The sequence below is a fragment of the Luteimonas padinae genome (assembly GCF_014652935.1).
In the GTDB taxonomy this organism is placed as follows: domain Bacteria; phylum Pseudomonadota; class Gammaproteobacteria; order Xanthomonadales; family Xanthomonadaceae; genus Luteimonas; species Luteimonas padinae.
This window is the reverse complement of record NZ_BMZT01000003.1, coordinates 207468-231797: the sequence shown is the minus strand read 5'-3', so window position 1 is coordinate 231797 and position 24330 is coordinate 207468. Positions and strand designations below refer to the sequence as shown.

25 protein-coding genes and 1 tRNA gene are annotated in these 24330 nt (G+C 71.7%); 17 read left to right on the top strand and 9 right to left on the bottom strand.

The window, feature by feature from the left end; genetic code table 11:
• Positions 1-115: 115 nt before the first annotated feature.
• A complete protein-coding gene (gene serS, locus IE168_RS04575; protein ID WP_189495669.1) occupies positions 116-1456 on the bottom strand; it encodes a serine--tRNA ligase in 1341 nt (446 codons plus the stop codon).
• 187 nt (positions 1457-1643) lie between these two features.
• Here serS and IE168_RS04570 point away from each other — a divergent pair, with 187 nt between their 5' ends.
• Together IE168_RS04570 and IE168_RS04565 are read left to right on the top strand one after the other, a co-directional pair.
• Positions 1644-2189 (top strand): energy transducer TonB, encoded by a 546-nt coding sequence (locus IE168_RS04570; protein WP_189495667.1) that lies wholly within the window; start codon positions 1644-1646, stop codon positions 2187-2189.
• Positions 2190-2267: 78 nt separating this feature from the next.
• Complete coding sequence (locus IE168_RS04565) at positions 2268-2837, top strand: energy transducer TonB (RefSeq protein ID WP_189495665.1); 570 nt, start codon at positions 2268-2270, stop codon at positions 2835-2837.
• Between the two features lie 15 nt (positions 2838-2852).
• Here the strand turns inward: IE168_RS04565 and aroA are convergent, their stop codons facing one another.
• From aroA to serC, 3 genes are read right to left on the bottom strand one after another with little or no spacing between them, the layout of a single operon-like run.
• Positions 2853-4181 (bottom strand): 3-phosphoshikimate 1-carboxyvinyltransferase, encoded by a 1329-nt coding sequence (gene aroA / locus IE168_RS04560; protein ID WP_189495663.1) that lies wholly within the window; start codon positions 4179-4181, stop codon positions 2853-2855.
• An 8-nt stretch (positions 4182-4189) separates the two neighbouring features.
• Positions 4190-5287 (bottom strand): prephenate dehydratase, encoded by a 1098-nt coding sequence (gene pheA / locus IE168_RS04555; protein WP_189495661.1) that lies wholly within the window; start codon positions 5285-5287, stop codon positions 4190-4192.
• Positions 5280-6386, bottom strand: a complete 1107-nt coding sequence (serC, locus tag IE168_RS04550) for a 3-phosphoserine/phosphohydroxythreonine transaminase (RefSeq protein WP_189495887.1) — start codon at positions 6384-6386, stop codon at positions 5280-5282. The genes pheA and serC overlap by 8 nt, the downstream gene beginning before the upstream one ends.
• A 106-nt stretch (positions 6387-6492) precedes the next feature.
• Here serC and msrP point away from each other — a divergent pair, with 106 nt between their 5' ends.
• Both msrP and IE168_RS04540 read left to right on the top strand, forming a co-directional pair.
• Positions 6493-7461: a protein-methionine-sulfoxide reductase catalytic subunit MsrP gene (gene msrP / locus IE168_RS04545; protein WP_189495659.1), complete on the top strand. Its 969-nt coding sequence runs from the start codon at positions 6493-6495 to the stop codon at positions 7459-7461.
• A gap of 43 nt (positions 7462-7504) precedes the next feature.
• The gene (locus IE168_RS04540) at positions 7505-8122 is read left to right on the top strand and encodes a protein-methionine-sulfoxide reductase heme-binding subunit MsrQ (protein WP_229823129.1); all 618 of its coding nucleotides are present in this window, start codon (positions 7505-7507) and stop codon (positions 8120-8122) included.
• Here the strand turns inward: IE168_RS04540 and IE168_RS04535 are convergent.
• A complete protein-coding gene (locus IE168_RS04535) occupies positions 8099-8881 on the bottom strand; it encodes an FHA domain-containing protein (RefSeq protein ID WP_189495655.1) in 783 nt (260 codons plus the stop codon). The genes IE168_RS04540 and IE168_RS04535 overlap by 24 nt on opposite strands.
• A gap of 84 nt (positions 8882-8965) precedes the next feature.
• On the opposite strand from IE168_RS04535, the gene IE168_RS04530 reads away from it, so the two are divergent.
• From IE168_RS04530 to rnt, 11 genes are all read left to right on the top strand, one after another.
• Positions 8966-9241, top strand: coding sequence for a polyhydroxyalkanoic acid system family protein (locus IE168_RS04530; protein WP_189495653.1), 276 nt, complete (start codon positions 8966-8968; stop codon positions 9239-9241).
• Positions 9242-9308: 67 nt separating this feature from the next.
• On the top strand, positions 9309-10265 hold the full coding sequence (locus tag IE168_RS04525) for a restriction endonuclease (RefSeq protein ID WP_189495651.1): 957 nt from the start codon (positions 9309-9311) through the stop codon (positions 10263-10265).
• Between the two features lie 299 nt (positions 10266-10564).
• Positions 10565-11647, top strand: a complete 1083-nt coding sequence (pstS, locus tag IE168_RS04520) for a phosphate ABC transporter substrate-binding protein PstS (protein WP_189495649.1) — start codon at positions 10565-10567, stop codon at positions 11645-11647.
• 54 nt (positions 11648-11701) lie between these two features.
• Entirely contained in the window at positions 11702-12670 is a 969-nt protein-coding gene (gene pstC, locus IE168_RS04515; RefSeq protein ID WP_189495646.1) for a phosphate ABC transporter permease subunit PstC, read from the top strand.
• Entirely contained in the window at positions 12667-13536 is an 870-nt protein-coding gene (gene pstA / locus IE168_RS04510) for a phosphate ABC transporter permease PstA (protein WP_189495885.1), read from the top strand. Before pstC ends, pstA begins: the two co-directional genes overlap by 4 nt.
• A 25-nt stretch (positions 13537-13561) precedes the next feature.
• Entirely contained in the window at positions 13562-14404 is an 843-nt protein-coding gene (gene pstB, locus IE168_RS04505) for a phosphate ABC transporter ATP-binding protein PstB (protein ID WP_189495644.1), read from the top strand.
• Positions 14401-15105 carry a phosphate signaling complex protein PhoU gene (gene phoU / locus IE168_RS04500; protein ID WP_189495642.1) on the top strand — a complete coding sequence of 235 codons (705 nt, stop codon included), beginning with the start codon at positions 14401-14403 and terminating at the stop codon, positions 15103-15105. Before pstB ends, phoU begins: the two co-directional genes overlap by 4 nt.
• Positions 15106-15197: 92 nt before the next feature.
• Positions 15198-15620: an HvfA family oxazolone/thioamide-modified RiPP metallophore gene (locus tag IE168_RS04495; RefSeq protein ID WP_189495640.1), complete on the top strand. Its 423-nt coding sequence runs from the start codon at positions 15198-15200 to the stop codon at positions 15618-15620.
• 44 nt (positions 15621-15664) lie between these two features.
• On the top strand, positions 15665-16531 hold the full coding sequence (locus tag IE168_RS04490; RefSeq protein WP_189495638.1) for an HvfB family MNIO-type RiPP peptide maturase: 867 nt from the start codon (positions 15665-15667) through the stop codon (positions 16529-16531).
• Position 16532: 1 nt separating this feature from the next.
• A complete protein-coding gene (locus tag IE168_RS04485; protein WP_189495908.1) occupies positions 16533-17405 on the top strand; it encodes an HvfC family RiPP maturation protein in 873 nt (290 codons plus the stop codon).
• Positions 17406-17469: 64 nt separating this feature from the next.
• Positions 17470-18072 carry a ribonuclease T gene (gene rnt / locus IE168_RS04480; protein ID WP_189495883.1) on the top strand — a complete coding sequence of 201 codons (603 nt, stop codon included), beginning with the start codon at positions 17470-17472 and terminating at the stop codon, positions 18070-18072.
• A 349-nt stretch (positions 18073-18421) separates the two neighbouring features.
• Here the strand turns inward: rnt and rlmB are convergent, their stop codons facing one another.
• Positions 18422-19180 (bottom strand): 23S rRNA (guanosine(2251)-2'-O)-methyltransferase RlmB, encoded by a 759-nt coding sequence (rlmB, locus tag IE168_RS04475; protein ID WP_189495635.1) that lies wholly within the window; start codon positions 19178-19180, stop codon positions 18422-18424.
• A gap of 13 nt (positions 19181-19193) precedes the next feature.
• Positions 19194-21767 (bottom strand): ribonuclease R, encoded by a 2574-nt coding sequence (gene rnr / locus IE168_RS04470; protein ID WP_189495633.1) that lies wholly within the window; start codon positions 21765-21767, stop codon positions 19194-19196.
• A gap of 88 nt (positions 21768-21855) precedes the next feature.
• On the opposite strand from rnr, the gene IE168_RS04465 reads away from it, so the two are divergent.
• Positions 21856-21940: transfer RNA gene (locus IE168_RS04465), tRNA-Leu, on the top strand.
• A 67-nt stretch (positions 21941-22007) separates the two neighbouring features.
• Here the strand turns inward: IE168_RS04465 and IE168_RS04460 are convergent.
• Both IE168_RS04460 and IE168_RS04455 read right to left on the bottom strand, forming a co-directional pair.
• Positions 22008-22901, bottom strand: a complete 894-nt coding sequence (locus IE168_RS04460) for an NAD(P)/FAD-dependent oxidoreductase (RefSeq protein ID WP_189495631.1) — start codon at positions 22899-22901, stop codon at positions 22008-22010.
• Positions 22898-23086 (bottom strand): hypothetical protein, encoded by a 189-nt coding sequence (locus IE168_RS04455; RefSeq protein WP_189495628.1) that lies wholly within the window; start codon positions 23084-23086, stop codon positions 22898-22900. Before IE168_RS04455 ends, IE168_RS04460 begins: the two co-directional genes overlap by 4 nt.
• Before the next feature lie 142 nt (positions 23087-23228).
• Here IE168_RS04455 and IE168_RS04450 point away from each other — a divergent pair, with 142 nt between their 5' ends.
• Positions 23229-24329: a DNA topoisomerase IB gene (locus IE168_RS04450; protein ID WP_189495626.1), complete on the top strand. Its 1101-nt coding sequence runs from the start codon at positions 23229-23231 to the stop codon at positions 24327-24329.
• The last annotated feature ends 1 nt before the right edge of the window (position 24330 follow it).

Below are 24330 nucleotides of genomic sequence, written 5' to 3'. Positions count from 1 at the left end.
TTGGGTGCCATTTGACCACCGGCGGATCGATAACGCAACGAATGTGGACCAAATCGGTCCGATCAACGCCGCCTATCACGCACCGGGGACGGCAGGCGCCGAGCGCCGCGCGAGGTCACGAAATCGCGGCCAGCCCTCCCATGTACGGCCGCAGCACCTCGGGCACGGTGATCGAGCCGTCGGCCTGCTGGCCGTTCTCCATCACCGCCACCAGGGCACGGCCCACCGCGACGCCGGAACCGTTGAGCGTGTGCACCAGCTCGGGTTTGCCGCCGGCCGCGCCGCGCCAGCGCGCCAGCATCCGGCGCGCCTGGAAGTCGCCGCAGTTGGAGCACGAGGAGATCTCGCGGTACGTCTGCTGCGACGGCAGCCAGACCTCGAGGTCGTAGGTCTTGCGCGCGGCGAATCCCATGTCGCCGGTGCACAGCAGCATGCGCCGGTACGGCAGGCCGAGCCGCTCGAGCACGGTTTCCGCACAGCGCGTCATGCGCTCGTGCTCGGCGTCGCTGTCCTCGGGACGCGTCACCGAGACCAGCTCGACCTTCTCGAACTGGTGCTGGCGGATCATGCCGCGGGTGTCGCGGCCGTAGGCGCCGGCCTCGGCACGGAAGCACATCGAGTGCGCCGCCATGCGCATCGGCAGCTGCTCCGCATCGACGATCGAATCGGCGACGAGGTTGGTCAGCGGCACTTCGGCGGTGGGGATGAGATAGCGCTTCGACGCCGCCTCGCCCTCGCCGACCACGGTCGAGAACAGGTCGTCCTCGAACTTCGGCAGCTGCCCGGTGCCGCGCATCGCGCCGGCGTTGACCAGCACCGGAACGCTGGTTTCGGCATAGCCGTGCTCGTCCACGTGCAGGTCGAGCATGAACTGCGCGAGCGCGCGGTGCAGGCGCGCGAGCTGGCCGCGCAGCACGGTGAAGCGCGCGCCCGACAGCCGGGCCGCGGCCTCGCCGTCCAGCCAGCCGTTGCGGGCGCCCAGATCGACGTGGTCGCGCACTTCGAAGTCGAATTCGCGCGGCGTGCCCCAGCGGTGCTGTTCGACGTTGCCGGACTCGTCCGCGCCGACCGGCACGCTGGCGTCTGGCAGGTTGGGCAGGCCCAGCGCGATCGCCTCCAGCTCGCCGCGGATGCGGTCGAGTTCAGCCTCCGAGGTTTCAAGCTCCTCGCCGAACCCCGCCACTTCCGCCTTGATCCTCTCGACCTCGGCAAGATTGGCATCGGCCTGCCCCTGCTCGCCGGCCGCCCTGAGCCGCGCCACCTGGCCCATGAGCTGGCCGATCGCCTTGCTGCGGGTGTTGCGCAGGTTCTGCAGCTCCTGGGTGCGCACCTGCAGCGCCTTGCGCTCCGACTCCAGGTGTCCGATCGCGTCGGCGTCGAGCGCGAAGCCGCGGGTCTCGTGCAGGCGCCCGGCAAGAGCGGCGGGGTCTTGGCGCAGCAGGGTGGGATCGAGCATCGCGTGGCTTCGGCAGTGTCGGGCCGGCCATTATCGCGTGTTGCCGTGGGCTTTGCTCCGCGGCAGCGTGGCAGAATCGGGCGAACGCGATCCGAGGCCGCCCATGTCCCACACGCCCCCGCGCAGGTCCCTGCCCCTTCCGACCCTCCGCGGCTGGTGGTTTGTCGCCGCTGGACTCGCCGCCGGCATGCTGGTCTTCCTCGCACTATGGCTGGGCCAGCGCGACGGCACCCCCTACCGTCCCGACGAACAGCCGCCCGCCGCCGCCGCCCCGGTGTTCCGGCCGCTGCCGGCCCCGCCGACTTCCGGAACCGCCAGCACCTCCGGCAGCGCTGCCACCCCCGGCATGCCCGAAGCGCCGATGGACGAGGCCTGGATCGAAGAGCCTGCGGCCCAGCCGGCCGTGGCCAACGCGCGTGTCGCGGACGCGCCTCCGGCGATCGCCCCGGTCGAGCTGTCGGCGAGTTCGCCGGTGCCCATCGAGTCGCCAAGCCCCCGCTACCCCCGCAGCGCGCTGCGCCGCGGCGAGTCGGGCGAGGTGCTGCTGCGCATCGAAGTCGACCCGCGCGGCGTGCCGTCGCAGGTGGACGTGGCGTCCAGCAGCGGTTCGCGGGACCTTGATCGCGCCGCCGTGGCCGCGGCCCGCCGCTGGCGGTTCCGGCCCGCGATGCGCGACGGCGCGCCGGTCTCCGGCGTGGTGAACGTCCCGATCGCGTTCAGCAGCCCGCGCTGAGTCCCCGGCGGCGCACACGCGCCGTCAACCATGGCTGTGGAAGGCTCCGCGCACCGACGCAGAGTCCAGGAGAGCGCCATGGATCCGAAGCCCGACCTCCCGCCGCCGCCCCCGGCCCCACCCCCGCAGGGCGTCCCCGAGCAGAGAACTGCGGCCCCGCTGCTCTGGATCCTGCTGCTGCTGGCGCTCCTTGCCTTCGGCTGGTTCATCTACAGCCAGCGCGCCGGCGTCGCACCCGCGCCCGAGACCGTACCGCCGCCCCCCGTCGCGATCGGCGATGGCCGGGATGCGGCCGCGGAGCGCGAGCGCGCGGCCGACGATGCCCGGCGCGCCAACCGCGAACGCGCACCGGCGGCGCCCGCGCCCGCGGGTCCCGACCGCGAAGCGACTCCGCTGGCCCGGGTCGAGCCCGACTATCCCGTCGAGGCCTATCGCAGGCGCGAGGAGGGCACCGTGCTGGTCGGCGCCACCGTCGGGGCCGATGGCCGGCCCGCGCGGGTCGAAGTGGTCCGCCGCAGCGGCTTCCGCGATCTCGACCAGGCCGCGGTGGATGCGGTCCGCCAGTGGACGTTCGAGCCGGCGGTGCGCGGCGGCCGCCAGGTCGAGGCCGAGGTCCAGGTCCCGGTGACGTTCCGAATCGACCGCTGAGGCGCAGCGTTCGCGCTAGCCGGAACGCAGCCCGAAGCCGGCGCCGCGGGCCAGCGTCCCGAAGCCGGGGAACGAGGTCGCGACGTTGGCGACATCGTCGATCGCGACCTCGCCCCCGGCCAGCTGCGCGGCCACCGCGAAGGCCATCGCGATGCGATGGTCGCCCAGGCTGTCCACGCGCCCGGCGCGCAGCCGGCCGCCTTCGATCAGCATGCCGTCCGCGGTCTCGCGCACCCGCGCGCCCAGCGCCTCCAGCCCCGTGGCCATCGCGCTGATCCGGTCGGATTCCTTGACCCGGAGTTCTCCCGCTCCCGTCACGCGCGTGGTGCCGCTGGCGCAGGCCGCGGCCACCGCGAACGCGGGGAACTCGTCGATCATGTCCGCGACCAGGGCCTCGGGCAGGTCGATCCCGCGCAGCGGCGCGTGGCGCACGGCGATGTCCGCCACCGGCCCGCAGACGCCGTCGCGGCGGTCAAGCTCGCGGATGTCGGCGCCCATCATTCGCAGCGCCTCCAGCAGCCCGGTGCGGCGCGGATCGATCCCCACCGAGCGCAGCAGCAGGTCCGAGCCCGGCACCAGGCTGGCGGCGACGATGAAGAACGCGGCCGAGGAGAAGTCGCCGGGCACCTCGATGTCGCGCCCCGCCAGGCGGTGTCCGCCCGACAGCCGCGCCTCGCCCGGCGCGAACGCCACCGGCCAGCCGAACGCGGCCAGCATGCGCTCGGTGTAGTCGCGCGTGGGACGCGGCTCGCGCACCGCGGTTTCGCCCTGCGCGTACAGCCCCGCCAGCAGCACGGCGGACTTCACCTGGGCACTGGCCACCGGGGAATCGAAGGCGATGCCGCGCAGCGACCGGCCGCCGGTGATCCGCAGCGGCGGGCGCTCACCGTCATCCGAACCGACCGCCGCGCCCATGTCGCGCAGCGGTGCCATCACCCGCAGCATCGGCCGCTTCGACAGCGACGCGTCGCCCACCAGCACGCTGTCGAACGCCTGACCCGCCAGCAGCCCGGCCAGCAGGCGCATCGCGGTGCCCGAGTTGCCGCAGTCGAGCTCGCCGCCGGGCGCGCGCAGGCCGTCGATGCCGACGCCGTGGACGATGCGGCATGACGGCGATGGCGCTTCGATGCCGACGCCCATCCGCGCGAAGATCGCCGCGGTCGCGCGCGTGTCCTCGCCTTCCAGGAAGCCGTCGATGCGCGAGCGGCCGTCGGCCAGCGCGGCGAACATCACCGCGCGGTGCGAGATCGACTTGTCGCCGGGCACCGTGAAATCGCCCGAGAGCGCACGACCCGGCGAGGCCAGCCAGGCCTCCCGCGCCGATGGCGGCGACGCTGCGCCCACGCCGGCGTTCAAGGCACCGCCACCGGATACGAACCCAGCACCCGCACATCGCCCGCGAACGCGTCGATCTCGGCCAGCGCGTCCTTCAGCGGCGACTCGTCCACGTGCCCGGCCACCTCGATGAAGAACGCGTACTGCCACAGCGCGCCGTGCGCCGGCCGCGACTCGATCCGGTCCATGCTGATGCCGTGCCGCGCCAGCGGTTCGAGGACCCGGTACAGAGCGCCGGGCTGGTCGTGGATCGACACCAGCAGCGAGGTGCGGTCATGGCCCGACGGCGGGAACGCGGCGCGGCCGATCACCAGGAAGCGCGTGGTGTTGTCGCCGCGGTCCTCGATCGGGCCGGCCACCACCTTCAGGCCGTAGACCCGGCCCGCGCTCTCACCGGCGATGGCGGCCGCGTCGTCGGCGTTGCGCGCGCGGCGGGCGCCCTCGGCATTGCTCGCCACCGGCAGCTTCTCGGCCAGCGGCAGGTGCTGGCGCAGCCAGTTCTTGCACTGGGCCAGCGACAGTCCGTGCGAATAGATGCGTTCGATGTCCTCGATGCGGCCGGTGCGCGACATCAGGTACTGGTGCACGCGCAGCTCGACTTCGCCGCAGATCATCAGCGGCGAGGTCAGGAACAGATCGAGCGTGGACTGGATGGTGCCCTGGCTGGAATTCTCCACCGGCACCACGCCGAAGTCGGCGGCGCCGGAGGCCACTTCGTCGAACACCTCCTCCACGCTGGCCAGCGGCAGGCCGTGGGCGGAGTGCCCGAAATGCTTGTGCACCGCCTGCTGCGAGAAGGTGCCTTCGGGGCCGAGGTAGCCGACCTTCAGCGGCTCCTGCTGCGCCAGGCAGGCCGACATGATCTCCCGGAACAGGCGCACCAGCACCTCGTCCGACAGCGGACCGTCGTTGCGGTCGACCACGCGCCGCAGCACCTGCGCCTCGCGTTCGGGCCGATAGTAGTCGATGGCCGCGGCCAGCTTGCCCTTGGCGCGCCCGACCTGGCGCGCGAACAGCGCGCGCTCGGCGATCAGCGCCTGGATCTCGCGGTCGATGCCGTCGATCTGCGCTCGCACCGCGGCGAGGTCGGGCTTCGCGGGCTTGCGCTCAGCCATGGCGACGCTGGAACTCCCGCATGTAGTCGACCAGCTCCTGCACGCCGGCCAGCGGCATCGGGTTGTAGATCGAGGCGCGCATGCCGCCGGTCACGCGGTGGCCCTTGAGGCCGACCAGCCCGGCGTCGCGCGCGCCGGCCAGGAAGGCCGCGTCCAGCGCCGGATCGGGCAGGAAGAACGGCACGTTCATGCGCGAGCGCGCGGCCACGTCGACCCCGTTGCGGTAGAAGCCGCCGGAGCCGTCGATGGCGGCATACAGCAGCCCCGCCTTCGCGTCGCTGCGGCGCGCGAACTCCTCCACCCCGCCCTCGTCGAGCATCCAGCGGAAGGTCAGGCCGGCGACGTACCAGTTCCAGGTCGGCGGCGTGTTGAGCATCGAGTCCGCCGCCAGCTGCAGGCGGTAGTCGAAGATGTCGGCGCGCGGCTGGCCGGCGCGCTCCAGCAGGTCGCGGCGCACGATCACCACGCCGATGCCCACCGGGCCCAGGTTCTTCTGCGCGCCGGCGTAGATGGCACCGAAGCGCGACACGTCGATCGGTTCGGAGGCGATGCTGGAGCTGAAGTCGGCGAACAGCGGCACGTCGCCGGTGTCGGGGAAGGCGTGGCCGCCGGGTGTGGCCGGCCGGAACTCGACGCCGTGGATGGTCTCGTTGGCGGTGACGTGGACGTAGGCCGCATCGTCCGACAGCTGCCACGCGTCCACCGGCGGGATGCTGCGATAGCCGTCGGCCTCGCCGCTGGCGGCGACGTTGAGGTCGACGTAGGGTGCGGCCTGGCGGGTCGCGGTCGCGCCCCAGTGGCCGGTCAGCACGTAGTCGGCGCGCTGGCCCGGCGCCGCGAAGTTCAGCGGCAGCAGCGCCTGCTGGGTGGTGGCGCCACCGGGCAGGAACAGCACGGCGTAGTCGGCCGGGATCGACAGCAGCTCGCGCAGGTCGGCCTCGGCGCGGGCCGCGATGTCCATGAATTCGGGCCCGCGGTGGCTGATCTCCACGATCGAGGCGCCGGCATCGCCGTACTCCAGCAGGGTCCCCCGCGCTTCGAGCAGCACGGATTCCGGCAGCATGGCGGGGCCGGGACTGAAGTTGTAGGCGCGCGACATCCCGGATCCTCGAGTCATGGGGCGATCCAGTATGCCGCAATGCAACACCGCGCATGCACGGACGCGCGCGTAGGATGGAATCCCGCTCCCCCGCGAGGAATCCACGATGGCCCGATGCCGCTTGCCGCCGGTGCCGGCGTCCGGGATCACCGGCGAAGACGTCTACCGCGACCGCCGCCGCCTGCTGAAGGCCTTGGCCTTCGCCCCCGCCCTCACCATCGCCGGTTGCCGCGGCGAACCGCCTCCGCCCGTGGACGTCCCGCGCGCCGCGGCCAGCCGGCGTGCGGGGGGCTTCGGCACCGACGAGCCGATGACCCGCTACGAGGACGCGACCTCGTACAACAACTTCTACGAATTCGGCAGCGGCAAGGCCGACCCCTCGCGCGCCGCCAAGACGCTGGTCACCTCGCCCTGGTCGGTGGCCGTCGGCGGCGAGTGCGCAAAGCCCGGCACCGTGCCGCTGGAGACCCTCCTCAAGGGCCTCGTGCCGGAGGAGCGCGTCTACCGCATGCGCTGCGTCGAAGGCTGGTCGATGGTGATCCCCTGGCTGGGCGTGCCACTGGGCAAGGTGCTCAGGCGCTTCGAACCGACCGCGGACGCGAAGTTCGTCGCCTTCACCACCCTGGCCGACCCGCGCCAGATGCCGGGCATTCGCGCACCGATCCTCGACTGGCCCTACCGCGAGGGCCTGCGCATCGACGAGGCCATGCATCCCCTGGCGCTGTTGGCGACCGGCATGTACGGCAAGCCGCTGCCGCAGCAGAACGGCGCGCCGCTGCGACTGGTGGTGCCGTGGAAATACGGCTTCAAGGGCATCAAGTCGATCGTGGCCATCGACTTCCTGCGCAAGGCGCCGCGTACCTCGTGGAACGACATGCAGCCGCGCGAGTACGGCTTCTTCGCCAACGTGAACCCGGCGGTGGACCATCCGCGCTGGAGCCAGGCCACCGAACGCCGCATTGCCGGCGACGGCAACCGGCTGTTCGCCGACCGCATCCCCACCCGGCCGTTCAACGGCTATGCCGACCAGGTCGCCTCGCTGTACCAGGGCATGGACCTTGCGCGCTGGTACTGAGCGCGCGACGCCCGGCGGGGGCGCGATCGTGGCGGCCAAGGCGATGGTGCACGCCGCGGCGCTGCTGCCGCTGGCGCTGCTGGGCTGGAAAGCCTGGCAGGTCGGCGGCGGGGCCGACATCGACGCACTGGGCGCGGACCCGGTCGCGGCCATCGAGCACGAGCTCGGGCTCTGGGCGCTGCGCCTGCTGCTGGTGACGCTGGCGATCACGCCGCTGCGCCAGCTGCTGGGGCAGCCGCTGCTGCTGCGCTTCCGCCGCCTGCTCGGGCTCTGGGCCTTCGCCTATGCCAGCCTGCACTTCTGCGCATGGCTGGTGCTCGACCTGCGCGGCTGGTGGAGCCAGGTGTTCGCGGAGATCGCCGAGCGGCCCTACATCACCGTGGGCTTCGCCGCCTGGCTGTTGCTGGTGCCGCTGGCGGTGACCTCGACCCGCGGCTGGATGCGGCGGCTGGGACGGAACTGGGGCCGGCTGCATCGCCTGGTGTACGCCGTCGCGGTGCTGGCGGTGCTGCACTTCTGGTGGGTGGTGAAGTCCGACGTCCGCGAACCGCTGCTGTACGCGGCGATCCTCGCCGCCATGCTGGGATGGCGGCTGATGCGACGGCGCCAGCCGCGCGCACGTCACCGTGCGCCGGCCTCAGCCGGTGCCGAACAGCAGTAGCAGCGCCAGCAGTGCCGCCAGCACGGCCGCGGCCAGCACCAGCCAGGGCAGGTGCATCACGCTGCGGCCGCGCGCGGGCCCGGTGTCTTCAGCGGGGTCGCCGTCATCGCGCGCGGCCCGGTCGAAGATCCCCACCGGCGCCTCGAGCACGAACCGGTGGTGGGCGTCGAACACGACCTGGTCGCCCGGCCGCAGCACCGCATCGCGCACCGGCTCGCCATTGACCAGGCTGCCGTCCGGGGAGCCGAGATCGCGCAGCACGACGTCGCCGCGCAGCAGCTCCAGGCGCGCATGGCGCTCGGCGAACGCGGGTTCGTCGATGCGGATGTCGGCCTCGGGCGCGCGCCCGACCAGGCGCGGCCGCTCGAGCGTCAGGCAGCGGCCGTGGTAGCGGCCGCCGACGCCGCGCAGCACGATGCGCACGTCGCCGGACTCGCCGGTGCTGTCGCCGAAGCCGCCTGCGGGCTGCGTTGGCGGACGCGACGCGACCACGCGGATGCCGCTGCCATCGACGAAGACGGAATCGCCCACGCGCAGCATCGCCATGCGCAGCACCGGCCTGCCGTTGACGTGCACGCCGCGCGTGCCCTCCGGCACCGTCAGCCACACGCCGCGACGGTCGACGCAGAAGTTCACCAGCGGCGACGATTCGACCGGAGCGAGGCCGGCGCCGTCGTGCGGCCGACCCACGCCATGCACGCCGACGGACAGCGGGTGGTCGTCGTCGGCGGAGTCGAAGCGCAGCCTGAGGGTATCCATGCGCGGTGGAATCTATCACGCACGGCCCCTTGGATCGCCGCCTGCGCGGCTCCAGAATGTAGTCCCACCTTTGGCGGACCCAGCATGGCCGGCATCGACATCCAGCACGCCCACGCGCTGCCCCCTCCCCGCGCACGCGAGGCCGTGCAGCAGGTGGCCGACAAGCTGGTGGAGCGCTTCGGCGTGGACTGCCAGTGGCAGGGCGATGCGCTGCACTTCAGCCGCGCCGGCGTCGACGGCCGCATCGCGCTGCTGCCCGGCGCGGTGCGCGTGCAGGCCGAGCTGGGCTTCCTGCTGTCGGCGATGCAGGGGCCGATCGAGTCCGAGATCCGGCGGGTGCTGGACAAGCACTTCGCCTGAGTCCGCCGCGCGCGCGGCGGCGTCTTGCGTCTATATTCCCGGCAGGGTCCGGGAACAGGGGTACGGCATGCTGCAGTGGCTGCTGGCGATCGCCGCCGCGCTGGCGGTGGGAGGCATCACGACCTGGTTCGCGCACGGGCCGCTGCGGCGGCGGCACGACACCGAGGCCGGGATCGCCGCGCTGTCGGCGATGTCCTGGCGCGTCTTCATCCGCCTCGTGCTCGAGGCCCTGGACCGCCGCGGGTACCATCGTCTGGTCGACCGCGACGCCCCGGCCGGCGACGACGACTACACCCTGGTCCGCGATGGCGAACACTGGCTGCTGTCGGCGAAGCACGGCAGCTCCTTCGTGCTCGGCCGGCCGGCGGTGGCGGCGCTGTTGGAGGCCATGCGGCTGGCCGGCGCCGCGGGCGGGCTGCTGGTCACCCAGGGACGCATCGACGGCGAAGCACGCAGCGCCGCGCACCGCCAGCCGATCGAGCTGCTCGACGGGGCCACCCTGTGGCCCGAGCTGCGCCCGCTGCTGCCGGCGACGGTCCTGGATCCGATCACCGAAGCCTCGGCCAGGCGCGCACGCGAGCGCAGCCTGGCGGGATGGCTGCTGGCGCTGATCGTGGGCGTCGCCGTGTTCGCGCTGGTGCCCACGCCGGACGTCGCCTCCCGTTCAGGCCCGGCGGACACCCGGCCCCCTGCAGCCGGCCCCACCGCAGCCCGCGCGCCCGTTGACGGAGCCAGCGGCGACACCGCCACCGCCGGGCCCGTGGCCGACCCGGATGCCGCCACCCTGGAACGGCAGCGCCGCGAGCTCGCGGCGGCGATCACCACCCTGCCGATGGTGGCGACCACGCTGTGGACCACCGCCTCCACCCTGGAAGTGATCCTCGCCGACACCCGCGAGGATCCCGTGGCGAAGATCTGCCCGCTGGTCGAACGCTACCCCGCCCTGGCCGCCTCCAGGATCCAGCTGACGCCGCCGCCCGGCAGCGACCGGCCGGTGCGGTTCCGGCAGTGCCGGAGCTACTGAGGGCAGCCCTGACCGCCTGTCATGCAGGCGTCACCGGACCGACATCATCGGGTCACCGCCAGAGCGTGAAATGCTCCGCGAGGCCCGCCGGGGAGCGTTCCGGCCCGCGGCGGCCCCAGGTCATCCTCCTCGTCTCCTGGCTGTAAACGCTTCATTTTGCGGGCCCTCCGGGGCCCGTTCTTTTTCGCGCACGCCGCCGCCCGGCCCAGGCGTGACACGACTCGTCATGAAGCTGTCATAAAAACATCATCCAATGTGCGCAAGCCGCTTACGGCTCCTCGCCCACAACGGAATCCGCCATGACCACCTTCCCCAAGCTGCGAATCGCTTCGCTCGCCCTCGCCTCGGCGCTGTTCGTCGCGGCCTGCCAGCCCTCGGGCGACCCTTCGGCCACGGCCGGCGCGGATGCCGCGGGCGAGCGCGTCGCCACCCAGGTGTCCGGCGCGGGCGCCTCGTTCATCTACCCGCTGGTCTCGAAGTGGTCGGCCGACTACAACGCCGCCACCGGCCGCCAGGTCAACTACCAGTCCATCGGCTCCGGCGGCGGCATCGCCCAGGTCAAGGCCGGCACGGTCGACTTCGGCTCCAGCGACAAGCCGCTGTCGAGCGAGGAGCTCGCCGAGGCCAACCTCGGCCAGTTCCCCTCGGCCATCGGCGGCGTGGTGCCGGTGGTGAACATCGACGGCCTGGCGCCCGGTGCGCTGAAGCTCACCGGCCCGCTGCTGGCCGACATCTTCCTTGGCAAGGTCACGACCTGGAACGCGCCCGAGATCGCCGGCCTGAACCCCGGCCTGGCCCTGCCCGACGGCAAGATCAGCATCGTCCACCGCTCCGACGGCTCGGGCACCAGCTTCAACTTCACCAACTACCTGTCCAAGGTCAGCGCCGACTGGAAGGCGCAGGTCGGCGAAGGCACCTCGGTGTCGTGGCCGCTTGGCGTCGGCGGCAAGGGCAACGAGGGCGTGGCCTCCTACGTGCAGCAGATCCAGGGCGCGATCGGCTACGTCGAGCTGGCCTATGCGCTGCAGAACACCATGCCCTACGCGTCGCTGCAGAACGCCGAGGGCAACTTCGTCGAACCCAGCGCCGAAAGCTTCGCCGCCGCCGCGCGCACCGCGGACTGGGCCTCGGCCAGCGACTTCAACCTCGTCATCACCAACGCCCCGGGCGCGGAGTCCTGGCCGATCACCGCGACCAACTTCATGCTGATGCCGAAGCAGCCGAAGGACCCGTCGCGCAGCCAAGCCGCGCTGGAGTTCTTCAAGTGGGCCTTCGAAGAGGGCCAGGCCCAGGCCAGCGAGCTGCACTACGTGCCGCTGCCCGCCGAGCTCGTGCAGCAGATCGAGGCGTACTGGGCCGCCGAGTTCCAGCAGGGCCAGTAAGGCGACCGTGCCCGCCGCACCCGCGGCGGGCATCCTCCAGCCCCCGGGACACCGATGAACGCCACCGCCCTGACCGCCTCCGCGCCCGGCCGCCGCGACCTCCGCGACGCACGCGCCGACCGCTGGTTCCGCTACGCCCTCTTCGGCACCGTCGTGTTCGTGCTGCTGGCCCTGGCCAGCGCCATGCTCTCGATGCTCTGGGGCGGCCGCGAAGCCCTGCAGTCGCAGGGCCTGTCGTTCTTCTTCTCCGCGGAATGGAATCCGGTGGAGAACCGCTACGGCGCGCTGGCGCCGATCTACGGCACCGTGGTCACCGCCGTCATCGCCATGTTGCTCGCGGTGCCGGTGAGCTTCGGCATCGCGGTGTTCCTGACCGAAGTGGCGCCGCGCTGGATGCGCGGCCCGGTGAGCGCGGCGATCGAGCTGCTGGCCGGCATCCCGTCGATTATCTACGGCATGTGGGGCCTGTTCGTGCTGGTGCCGGTGATGACCCGCCACGTGACGCCCTGGCTCAACGAGCACCTGGGCACCATTCCCGGCCTCGGCATCCTGTTCCAGGGCCCGCCGCTGGGCATCGGCGTGCTGACCGCCGGCCTGGTGCTGGCGATCATGGTGGTGCCCTTCATCACTTCGGTGATGCGTGAGGTGTTCCTGACGGTGCCCACGCGACTGAAGGAGTCCGCCTACGCGCTGGGCTCCACGCGCTGGGAGGTGTCCTGGGACATCGTGCTGCCCTACACCCGCTCGGCGGTGATCGGCGGCGTGTTCCTCGGCCTCGGCCGCGCGCTGGGCGAGACCATGGCCGTGGCCTTCGTGGTCGGCAACAGCGTGCGCCTGACGCCTTCGCTGCTCGAGCCCGGCACCACCATCGCCGCGCTGATCGCCAACGACTTCGGCGAGGCCACCGAGACCTACCGCTCGGCGCTGCTGCTGCTGGGCTTCGTCCTCTTCATCGTGACCTTCGTGGTGCTGGCGCTGGCGCGGCTGATGCTCGCGCGGCTGGCGCGCAGGGAGGGCAACTGATGTCCGCCGAGGTCTCCGGGCGGCTGTACCTGCGCCGCCGCATCACCAATGTCGTCGCGTTGTCGCTGTCCTGCGTGGCCGCGGTCGTCGGCCTGCTGTTCCTGGGCTGGATCCTGTGGACCCTGGTGTCCAAGGGCATCACCGGCATCAACTGGGAGCTCTTCACCCGCGACACCCCGCCGCCGATGGCCGAGGGCGGCCTGCGCAACGCGCTGTTCGGCTCGGCGGTGATGTGTGGACTGGCGATCGTGATCGGCGCGCCGCTGGGCGTGGCCGCGGGCACCTGGCTGGCCGAGTACGGCGCGGCCAGCCGCGCGGCCACGGTCGTGCGCTTCGTCAACGACATCCTGCTGTCGGCACCCTCGATCGTGCTCGGCCTGTTCGTCTACACCCTGCTGGTGATGAACACCGGCGGCAGCTTCTCCGCCTTCGCCGGCGCGGTGGCGCTGGCCTTCATCGTGCTGCCGGTGGTGCTGCGCACCACCGACGAGATGCTGCGGCTGGTGCCGGCGCAGATGCGCGAGGCGGCGCTGTCGCTGGGCGTGCCGCAGTGGAAGGTGATCGTGCAGGTGCTCTACCGCAGCGCCTCGGCGGGCATCGTCACCGGCATCCTGCTGTCGCTGGCGCGCATCAGCGGCGAGACCGCGCCGCTGCTGTTCACCGCCTTCGGCAACCTGTACTGGAACAGCAACGTCATGCAGCCGATGGCCAGCGTGCCGGTGGTGATGTACCAGTTCGCCGGCAGCCCGTACGAGACCTGGCAGCAGCTGGCCTGGGCCGGCGCCCTGGTGCTGACCACCTTCGTGCTCCTCATCAGCCTCGGCGCGCGTGCGCTGCTGCTCCGCAAGCGCGTCACCCATGACTGACCCGACCCACTCCTGGACCCTTCCGATGAACGACGCCCCCGCCGCCGCCGCCACCGAGTCCGGACGCGCCAGGCTTGCCACCGCCGCTCCGCGCAGGTCCGCCGACGACGCCGCGCCGGTGAAGCTCTCGGTGCGCGGGCTGGACTTCCACTACGGCAAGTTCCACGCGATCAAGGGCGTGACGATGGAGATCCCGGAAAAGCGCGTGACCGCGCTCATCGGGCCCTCGGGCTGCGGCAAGTCGACGCTGCTGCGCGTGTTCAACCGCATCTATGCCCTGTACCCGGGCCAGGTGGCCAGCGGCAGCATCCTGCTCGACGGCGAGGACATCCTGTCGCCGAAGTACGCGATGAACCGCCTGCGCTCGAAGGTCGGCATGGTGTTCCAGAAGCCGGTGCCGTTCCCGATGACGATCTACGAGAACATCGCCTACGCCATCCGCCACCACGAGAAGCTGTCGAAGGCGGAGATGGACGCGCGGGTGGAGTCGGCGCTGCGCCAGGGCGCGCTCTGGGACGAGGTCAAGGACAAGCTGGGCCAGAGCGCCCTGGGCCTGTCCGGCGGCCAGCAGCAGCGCCTGTGCATCGCGCGCGCGGTGGCGCTGAGGCCCGAAGTGCTGCTGCTCGACGAACCGACCTCGGCGCTGGATCCGATCTCGACCAGCCGCATCGAGCAGCTGATCGAGGAGCTCAAGCTCGACTACACGATCGTGATCGTCACCCACAACATGCAGCAGGCCGCGCGCGTCTCCGACTTCACCGCCTTCATGTACCTTGGCGACCTGATCGAACACGACACGACCGAGACCATCTTCTCCAACCCCTCGAAGCAGCAGACCGAGGACTACATCACCGGACGGTTCGGATGAACAACACCCCCAACGACCACATCGTCCGCAGCCACGACGAGGAGCGCCAGCGCCTGATCGGCGAGATCATGCGCATGGGCGAGCTTGCCGTCGCCCAGCTAGAGGCCGCGCTGGACGTGGTGGAGCGCCGCGACGACCGCGCCGCCGGCCACATCGTCGCCAACGACGAGGCGATCGACGCGCTCGAGCGCGAGGTCAGCCACGACGCGATGAAGCTCTCGCTGCGCGGCCCGCTGGCGCGCGACCTGCGCGAGATCCTGGCGGCGCTGCGCATCGTGTCCGACATCGAGCGCATCGGCGACTACGCCGCCAACATCGCCAAGCGCTCGATCGCGCTGAACCAGGCGCCGGCACTGCCCGTGGCCAGCGGCCTGAAGCACGTCGGCGCGCTCGCCGTGCGCCAGGTGCGCGACGTGCTCGAGGCGTACGTCAACCACGATCCCGAGGCCGCGCAGGTGGTCCGCGACCGCGACGCCGCGCTCGACGCCGAGTACACCCGCCTGTTCCGCGAACTCCTGACCTACATGATGGAGGACGCGCGCGCGATCACCGGCTGCACCCACCTGCTGTTCATGGCCAAGAACCTCGAGCGCATCGGCGACCACGCCACCAACATCGCCGAGAACATCTGGTTCATGGTGCGCGGCGAGGACAACCTGCCGCCGCGCGAGAAGGCCGACGACACCAATACCACGGCCTGACCGCGGTGCCGGCCGCGTCGACGCGGCGTGAACGGAGCTGCTGCATACTGGCATCCCCGCGGCCACCCGGCCGCCTAGCGAGGAACGCCAGGATGTCCAAGTCAACCGCCAAGCCCGTCGCCCTGGCCATGGCCACCGCCCTCGGCGGCATCGCCCTGTCGGGTGCCGCGTTCTCGATGGCGCCGCTCGCGGGCGGCTACATGCTCGCCGCGCAGGACGCGGCCAGCGCGGACACGCCGGTCGTGGCCAAGGACGCCGAAGGCCGCTGCGGCATGGAGCGCGCGGACAGCGACGGTGACGGCCGGATGTCGGCCGCCGAGTTCGCCGCCGCCCATCCCGAAAAGGATCCGTCGTATTTCGCCGGCATCGATGCCAACGGCGACGGCTTCGTGGACAAGGCCGAGCACGACGCCCACCACGCCGCCGCCAAGGCCTCCGGCGACAAGGCCGAGCACGAGGGCAAGTGCGGCGAAGGCAAGTGCGGTGGCTCCGGCGCCTGTGGCGGCGCGGCCTGAGTGCTGATGGACCCCGAGCGCGGCGCGCCGCGCTTCCCCTGGCGATGACCGCCACCCCGCTGCACCCCCGCGCCGTCGGCCTTGGCCTGCGGCGCGCGCTGCTGCAGGACCTGCTCGCCGCGCCCGAGGGCAGCTTCGACTTCCTGGAAGCCGCCCCCGAAAACTGGATCGGCGTCGGCGGCGCGCCGGGCGAGGCCTTCGCCCGTCTGGTATCCGAGCATCCGCTGGCCTGCCACGGCCTCTCGCTGTCGCTGGGCGGGCCGGCGCCCCTGGACGACACCTTCCTGCACAAGCTGCGGCGCTTCCTCGACGCGCACCGCGCCGTGCTCTACAGCGAACACCTGAGCGCCTGCGGCGACAGCCTGGGCCAGCTCTACGACCTGCTGCCCCTGCCCTTCAGCGACGAAGCCGTGCACCACGTGTCGGCGCGCATCCGCCGCGCGCAGGACGTGCTTGGACGGAGGATCGCGGTGGAGAACATCTCCTACTACGCGACGGTCCCGGCAACCGGCACGGACGCGCGGCCGCTGACCGAGCTCGAGTTCATCAACGCCGTGCTCGCCGAAGCCGACTGCGACCTGCTGCTGGACGTCAACAACATCATCGTCAACGCCACCAACCACGGCTACGACGCGAGCGCGTTCCTGCGCGGCCTGCCCGGCGCGCGCGTGGCCTGCATCCACGTCGCCGGGCACCGCGACGAAGCGCCGGGGCTGAAGATCGACACCCACGGCGCGGCCGTGTCCGATCCGGTCTGGGCGCTGCTGGCCGAAACCTATGCGCTCATCGGGCCGCGTCCGACGCTCCTCGAGCGCGACTTCGACTTCCCGCCGTTCGACGAACTGCTGGGCGAACTCCAGGCCGTGCGCGGCCATCTGGCCGGCGCGCCGGCGCCCAGGCGGGCGGCCTGACGTGCAGGACACGCCGGATACGGTCGGCCGGGACGACGCGCCCCGCAGCGGCGCGGCCGTGCCCGGAACGCTGGCGGCCCGAGGCGCCCTGCGCACGCAGCAGGACGCGTTCAGCGCCCACATCCGCGACCCCGACCGCCATCCGCCGCCGCCCGGCGTCGACCCGCGGCGCATGCAGGTCTACCGCGACCTGTTCTTCAACAACGTCTCGCGCCTGCTCGCCGGCAACTTCCCGGTGATCCGCCGCATCCGCGGCGACGCCTGGCCGGCGATGGTGCGCGCCTTCTACCGCGACCACGGCTGCCGCACGCCGCTGTTCCCCGAGATCCCGCGCGAGTTCCTGCGCTGGCTGGGAGGCAGCGACGGCCACGAGCCCTGGCTGGCGGAGCTGGCGCACTACGAATGGATCGAGCTGGCGCTGCAGATCAGCGAAGCGGCGGTGGACGACATCGCGCACGACCGGCTCGACGCGCCCGGTACCGACGCGGCGGCCGCGCTGCTCGGCGGCCGCCCGCTGCTGTCGCCGCTGGCCTGGCCGCTGGCCTATGCCTGGCCCGTGCAGCGGATCGGCCCGGATTTCCTGCCCGACGCGCCACCTCCGGCGCCGACCCTGCTCCTGCTGCACCGCGACGCCAGCGGCCGGGTGCGCTTCCATTCGCCCAGCCCCCTGGCCTGGCGGCTGCTGCAGCGGCTGGACGAGGCTCCGGCGCTCACTGGCCGCGCGCAGCTCGAGGCGCTGGCCGCCGAAGCCGGCGTCACCGCCGACGCGACCTTCGTCCGCGAAGGGACGGCCATGCTGCTGCGCTGGCATCGCGAGGGCATCGTTCCCGGCATCCGCCGCGACGGCGACGGGACAGGCGCCACGCTCGGCTAGACTAGCGCCGGTGACCAGCCCGCTCCCGCCCCAGGCCCCCGAGGCCACGCCCGCCTTCGCCCCCATGTCCGCCCGCTTCCGCGGCTACCTGCCGGTGGTGGTGGACGTGGAGACCGGCGGTTTCGACTGGAACCGGCACGCGCTGCTGGAGATCGCGGTGCTGCCGATCGACCTCGACGCCAACGGCCGCTACGTCCCCGGCGAAGGCGCCAGCGCGCACCTGGTGCCCGCGCCCGGCACCGAGATCGACCCGAAGTCGCTGCAGGTCACCGGCATCGACCTCGACCATCCCTTCCGCTTCGCCAAGCCGGAGAAGGACGCGCTTGAGCACGTGTTCACCGCCGTGCGCACCGCGGTGAAGAAGCACGGCTGCCAGCGCGCGATCCTGGTCGGGCACAACGCCCACTTCGACCTCAACTTCCTCAACGCCGCGGTGGCCCGCAGCGGCCACAAGCGCAACCCCTTCCATCCCTTCAGCGTGTTCGACACCGTGACCATGGCCGGCCTGGCCTACGGGCAAACGGTGCTCGCGCGCGCCGTGCAGGCGGCCGGCCTGGACTGGAACAGCGAAGACGCGCACTCGGCCGTCTACGACACCGAACGCACCGCCCAGCTCTTCTGCACCATCGCCAACGCCATGGGCCGCTTCGCGACGCCCGCAACCTGAGGGCTTCGGCTTCGGGGAGGGTGCGGAAAAGCTTTTGCCACGGATTTACGCGGATAGCGCGGATTTACACGGATAAAGCAAAGGCAGGAGAAAAAGCTTTTTTGCCACGGATTTGCGCGGATTACGCGGATCTGGCTGAGGCCAGTGCCTGCGCCACGCACTGCACCTGTTCTTCATTCAGAAGGGCTTTCTGGCGTCAATCTTGCCTCGGCCAGATCCGCGTAATCCGCGCAAATCCGTGGCTGAAGAAAGCTCTCCGCCTTTTCCGCCTTTTCTGCCTTTCCGCTCTATCCGTGCAAATCCGCGCTATCCGCGTAAATCCGTGGCAAAAGCTTTCCCGGCAACCCGCCTAGAGCCTCTGCCGGACGGCTTCGAAGAGGCACACGCCAGCAGCCACGGAGACGTTCAGGCTTTCGACGCCGGCTTCGGCGGCGCCTGGCATCGGCAGGGACACCAGCTGGTCGCAGTGTTCGCGGGTCAGGCGGCGCAGGCCCTCGCCTTCGCCGCCCAGCACCAGGGCGACGTTGCCGCGCAGGTCGATGCCGTACAGCGACGCCTCCGATTCGCCGGCCAGGCCGTAGATCCACACGCCCTGTTTCTGCAGGTCGCGCAGGCTGCGCGAGAGGTTGGTGACGCGCACCACCGGGATCGCGTCCGCGGCGCCGGCGGAGGTCTTGCGCACCGTGGCGTTGACCTGCACGGCCTTGTCCTTGGGAATCACCACCGCGGTCACGCCGGCGGCGGCCGCGCTGCGCAGGCAGGCGCCGAGGTTGTGCGGATCCTGCACGCCGTCGAGCACCAGCAGCAGCGCGCGGCCTTCCGCGGCTTCGACCAGGCCCGGCAGGTCGTCCTCGTCATGGGTCTTCGCAGCGGCATAGCGCGCGACCGCGCCCTGGTGGCGCAGGCCGCCGGCGACGCCGTCGAGCGCGTTCTGGGCGACCCGGCGCACGTCGATGCCACGACGTCGTGCCTCTTCTTCGATGGTGCCGATGCGCGGGTTCTTCGCACCCGCCTCCAGCAGCACTTCGCGCACGTTGCCGGCGTCATGGTCCACGGCGGATGCGACGGCATTGATGCCGACGATCCACTGGTTCTGCTTGTTGCCCATCGGGCCCTCTTGGTCAGTATGGCTGCCTGGTGCGCTTGGCGGGCTGCCCGCGCGGCGGCTTCGGCTTCGGATCCCCCGTCCGGCGCTGGCCTTCCTCGACCAGGCGGAAGTCGATCTTCAGCTCCTCCACGCTCGCTTTCAGCACCACGATCCGCACCCGGTCGCCCAGCCGGAACTCGCGCTCCGAGCGCTGGCCGGTGAGCGTCTTGCGGATGGGGTCGAAATGATAGAAGTCGTTGGGCAGCTGGGTCACGTGCACCAGGCCGTTGACCTTGGACTCGTCAAGCTCGACGAACAGGCCGAAGCTGGTGACGCCGCTGACCACGCCGTCGAACTCGCGGCCGACGTGTTCCTCCATCCAGGCCGCGCGGTAGCGCTCGTCGACCTCGCGCTGGGCCTCGTCGGCGCGGCGCGAGCGCTCGGAGCACTGCAGCGACAGCGCCGCCATCTCGTGCGCGGAATACCGGTAGTCCGCGGCGCGGCCGCCGCCGAGCGCATGCTTGATCGCGCGGTGTACCAGCAGGTCGGCGTAGCGGCGGATCGGCGAGGTGAAGTGTGCATAGGCCTCCAGCGCCAGGCCGAAATGCCCGATGTTGTCCGGCGCGTATACCGCCAGCGACTGGCTGCGCAGCAGCACCGACTCCAGCAGCGCGGCATCCGGGCGCTCGCGCACGGTTTCCAGCAGCCTGCGGAAGTCCTTCGGCCGCACCTTCTGCCAGGTCGGCAGGCGCAGCTGGAACTCCTTCAGGAACTCGAGCAGGTCGGCGTACTTGCCCTCCGGCGGGCGGTCGTGGTCGCGGAACGGCGCGGGGACGCCCGCCTCGAGCAGCGCATGCGCGGCGGCCACGTTGGCCGCGATCATGCACTCCTCGATCAGCTTGTGGGCATCGTTGCGCTGGATCATGCCGGCCTGGGTGACCTCGCCCTGCGGGCCGAGCACGAAGCGCACCTCGCTGGTCTCGAAATCGATCGCGCCGCGGGCCGCGCGCGCCTTCTCGAACACCTTGTAGAGCTGGTGCAGCCGCCGCACCTGCTCCATCTGCGGACCGATGAAGGCCTGCGCGGCGTCGCGGTCGGCGTCGGGGATGCCGTCGCCCACGGCGTTCCAGACCTGGGTATAGGTCAGGCGCGCATGCGAGTGCATCACCGCTTCGTGGAATTCGTAGGACACCAGCTGCCCGCGGCGGTCGATCTGCATGTCGCAGGCGAAGCACAGGCGGTCGACCTTCGGCTTCAGCGAGCAGATGCCGTTGGACAGCGTCTCCGGCAGCATCGGCACGACGTACCCGGGAAAATAGACCGAAGTCGCGCGCTTCTGCGCCTCGACGTCCAGCGGCTCGCCCGGGCGTACGTAGTGCGAGACGTCGGCGATCGCCACGATCAGGCGGAAACCTTCGCGGTTGGGCTCGCAGTACACCGCGTCGTCGAAATCCTTGGCGTCCTCGCCGTCGATGGTCACCAGCGGCAGCTTCCGCAGGTCAAGGCGGCGGTTGGCGGTGGCGAAGTCGACGTCCACCGGCACCTCGGCCGCGGCGTCGAGCACTTCGGGCGGGAACTCGTGCGGGATGTCGTGGCCGTGGATCGCGGCCTCGACCGCGATCGAGGCGGTGAGGCGGTCGCCCAGCACCGCCAGCACGCGCCCGATCGGCGGCCGGTGGTTGTCGGGCGGGGTGACGATCTCGCAGACCACCAGCTGGCCGTCGCGCGCGTCCTGGCGCTCGTCGGCCGGGATCTGCACGTTGCGCTGGATGCGACGGTCGTCCGGCACCACGTAGCTGATGCCGTGCTCGAGCGCGAAGCGGCCGATCAGGCGCGTCACCCGGCGCTCCAGCACTTCGACGATCACGCCCTCGCGGCGGCCGCGTCGGTCGACGCCGGTGACGCTGCCGAGCACGCGATCGCCGTGCATGGCCTTGCGCATCTCGAACGGCGGCAGGAACAGGTCGTCACCCACGCCGCTTTCCGGGCGCAGGAAACCGAAGCCCTCCGGGTTGGCGATGATCGTGCCGGGGATGAGGTCGGCGCGCTCGGCCGGCACGAAGCCGCCGCGGCGGTTCTTCAGCACCTGGCCGTCGCGCAGCATCGCCGCCAGGCGCTTGTCCAGGGCCGCGGCGCGATCGGCGTCCTCGAGCCCCAGCACCTGCTGCAGGCGTTCGGCATCCAGCGGACCCTCGGCGTCGGACAGCACCTGCAGGATCGCCTCGCGACTGGGGATCGGATTCTCGTAGCGGCCCGCCTCGCGCGCGGCCTGCGGATCGACGAAGCCGCCTGCGCGCCCGGAGGCGGCCCGCGGCGCGCTCGGCTGCTTCCCGCGCGCGGGCTTGTCCATCGGTCGGGTCTCGTTGCCGCGCGCCGCGTCCGCGCCGCGTGGCTTCATCGCGCGCAGCAGCCCGGGGTCGGGCATCCAGGCCGGCTGTGCCCCCGCGCCGCCGGCCTTGCTGCCGCCATGGCCCGGCGCCCGCTTCGCAGCCTTCGAGGACGCCGGCGGCGAACCCTTGCGGCCCTTGCCGGACGCAGCTCTGGTCGCACCTGGCTTCGCAGGTTCCGTGTCGCGGCCGGTGCCGCGCTTGCCCGTTTGTTTCGTCATCCGGCGATTGTACGCGCGCGTCGTGTCCATCCCGTGCGCAACAGCCGTTGACAGACTCGCCGCCGCGCTGCACCATACGCGCCCACCTGCCCAGGTGGCGGAATTGGTAGACGCACTAGTTTCAGGTACTAGCGGGTAAAACCGTGGAGGTTCGAGTCCTCTCCTGGGCACCAGTTACAGCAGAAAACCCGCGCTCCGGCGCGGGTTTTCTGTTTTCCGCACGCCGTGGCGCGGGCACCGTCAGCGGCCGGCGCGGCGCACGAACGGCAGTGCGTTGTGCACGTGCGTGGCCGCGATCGCGGCGTGCCCCACCGCGACCGAGATCTGGTTGAGACCACTGACCACGTCGCCGATGGCGTAGAGACCGGGCAGCCGCGTCTGCTGGTCGCGGTCGACGATGATCTCGCCGCGCTCGTCCAGCGCCGCCCCCGCAGCCTCGGCCATGCCGGCGCAGGTCTCGGAGCCGAGATAGGCATAGACGGTATCGAAGGCGACCGGCTCCGCTCCCGGCGGCGCATAGGTGCAGCGCCGGCCGTCGAAGCCCAGGCGCCCGCCTCCGGGCAGCCACTGCACGCCGGCCGCCCGCGACTCGCGACCCGCTTCGCCGCCATCGCCATCGTCCAGCGGCAGGGCATGCACCGTCGGCGAGTATCCGCGCAGGAACAGCGCATGGCTTCCGATGTCCGCGCTCGGCCCCAGTACGCCGATCGACAGGTCGGTTGCCTCGTAGGCGTCGCAGATCGAGCACAGGCGCAGCGCATGGCAGGCAACCGCGGCCTCCACCCAGGGCTCCTCCGGCAGGCGATCGCGCACGCCGGTGGCGAGGATCACCCGGCGGGCCAGCCAGTGGCGATCGCCCGCCCGCACCTCGAAGCCATCGTCGCGCACGGCGATGGCGTCCACCCGCGCCTGCTCGACCGGCACCTCGACCGCCGCGGCCTGCTCGCGCAGGCGGCGCAGCAGGCCGTCACCTGACACTCCCTGGGGAAAGCCCGGGCAGTTGTTGCTTTCCGGGATCCAGCGCGCGCGGCTGTCGCCGGCATCGAGCACCAGGCAGTCGCGATGGAAGCGGCGCAGGTAGCTGGCCGCTGTGAGGCCCGCGGGCCCTCCGCCAACGACGATGCAGTCGATCATCCGGCGTCCTCGGGCGCGGAGGGCGGCGCCTTGCGCTGCGTGCCACCCTCGCGGCGCGGCATCGGGTCGTCGCGCGTGGGGGAGAACGCGTTGCGGTCGCCGCTTCCATGCGGGTACTCGCGCGGCTCGCGGTCGGGCGTATCGTGGCCGGGGGTGTCGGGTGCAGGGCCCTGGTCGCGGGGCATGGCGGGTCTCCACGGTTCGCGCGGCGCGCGGCAGCCAACGACACTGCGATCCGGTCTCGCAAGGCGGCGTGAATCCGGGGTGGCGGATCCACGGGGCCGCTGGATTCATCGCGCGATCACTGCGGGCCCGTAGCGTTAGGCCATGGCCCCGCCCTCCTCCGACCCGTCCTCTGACGATGCCCCACCTGGCTCGTTCGAGGCGATCGAGGCCGGCCTCCTGTATGTCTGCGATCAGGACCCCGGCATCCGTCGCCTGCGCAGTGGCCGCGGCTTCCGCTACCTCGATCCGGAGGGCAAGGCGGTGCGCGATTCGGCCACCCTGGACCGGATCCGCGCGCTGGCGATCCCGCCGGCCTACCGCGACGTGTGGATCTGCACCTCCCCCCGCGGCCACCTGCAGGCCACCGGCCGCGACGCGCGCGGACGCAAGCAGTACCGCTACCACGCCCGCTGGCGCAGCTGCCGCGACGCGGGCAAGTTCGAACGCCTCCCTGCCTTCGCCGACGCGCTGCCGCGCCTGCGCCGGAGGCTGCGCGCCGACCTCGCCCTGCCGGGCTTCCCCCGCGAGAAGGTACTGGCCCTGGTCGTGGCCACGATGGCAAGCACGCTGCTGCGGGTGGGCAACGACAGCTACGCACGCGACAACCGGTCCTATGGCCTCACCACCCTGCGCAGCCGCCATGCGCGGTTCCCGCCCGGCGGGCTGCGCCTGCAGTTCACCGGCAAGGGCGGCAAGCGGCACGACGTCGAGCTCAACGACCGGCGCCTGGCGCGGATGCTGCGCTCGATGCACCAGCTGCCCGGCCAGCGCCTGTTCCAGTACACCGGTGAGGACGGCGAGCCGCATCCCATCGACTCGAGCATGGTCAACGACTATCTGGGCGAACGCATGGGCCCCGGGTTCACCGCCAAGGACTTCCGCACCTGGGGCGCGACCCTCGAGGCCTTCCGTCTGCTGGCCGCCTCGCCGCCGCCGGCGGACGCCAGCGGCCGTGCGCTGGCCGCGATCCAGCAGTCGGTGCTGGGCGAGGTGTCGGCGCTGCTCGGCAACACCGTGGCGGTCTGCCGCAAATCCTATGTCGACCCCTGCGTGTTCGAGGGCTGGCAGGACGGCAGCCTTGCGCGCGCGGCCGGACAGGCGCGCGGTGCGCGACAGTGGGAGGCCGCCGCGCGTCGGTTCCTGGCGCGTGCCCACGCCCGCCAGCGCCCTGCGGTCACGCGGAGGAAACGCCGCCGGCGCTAAG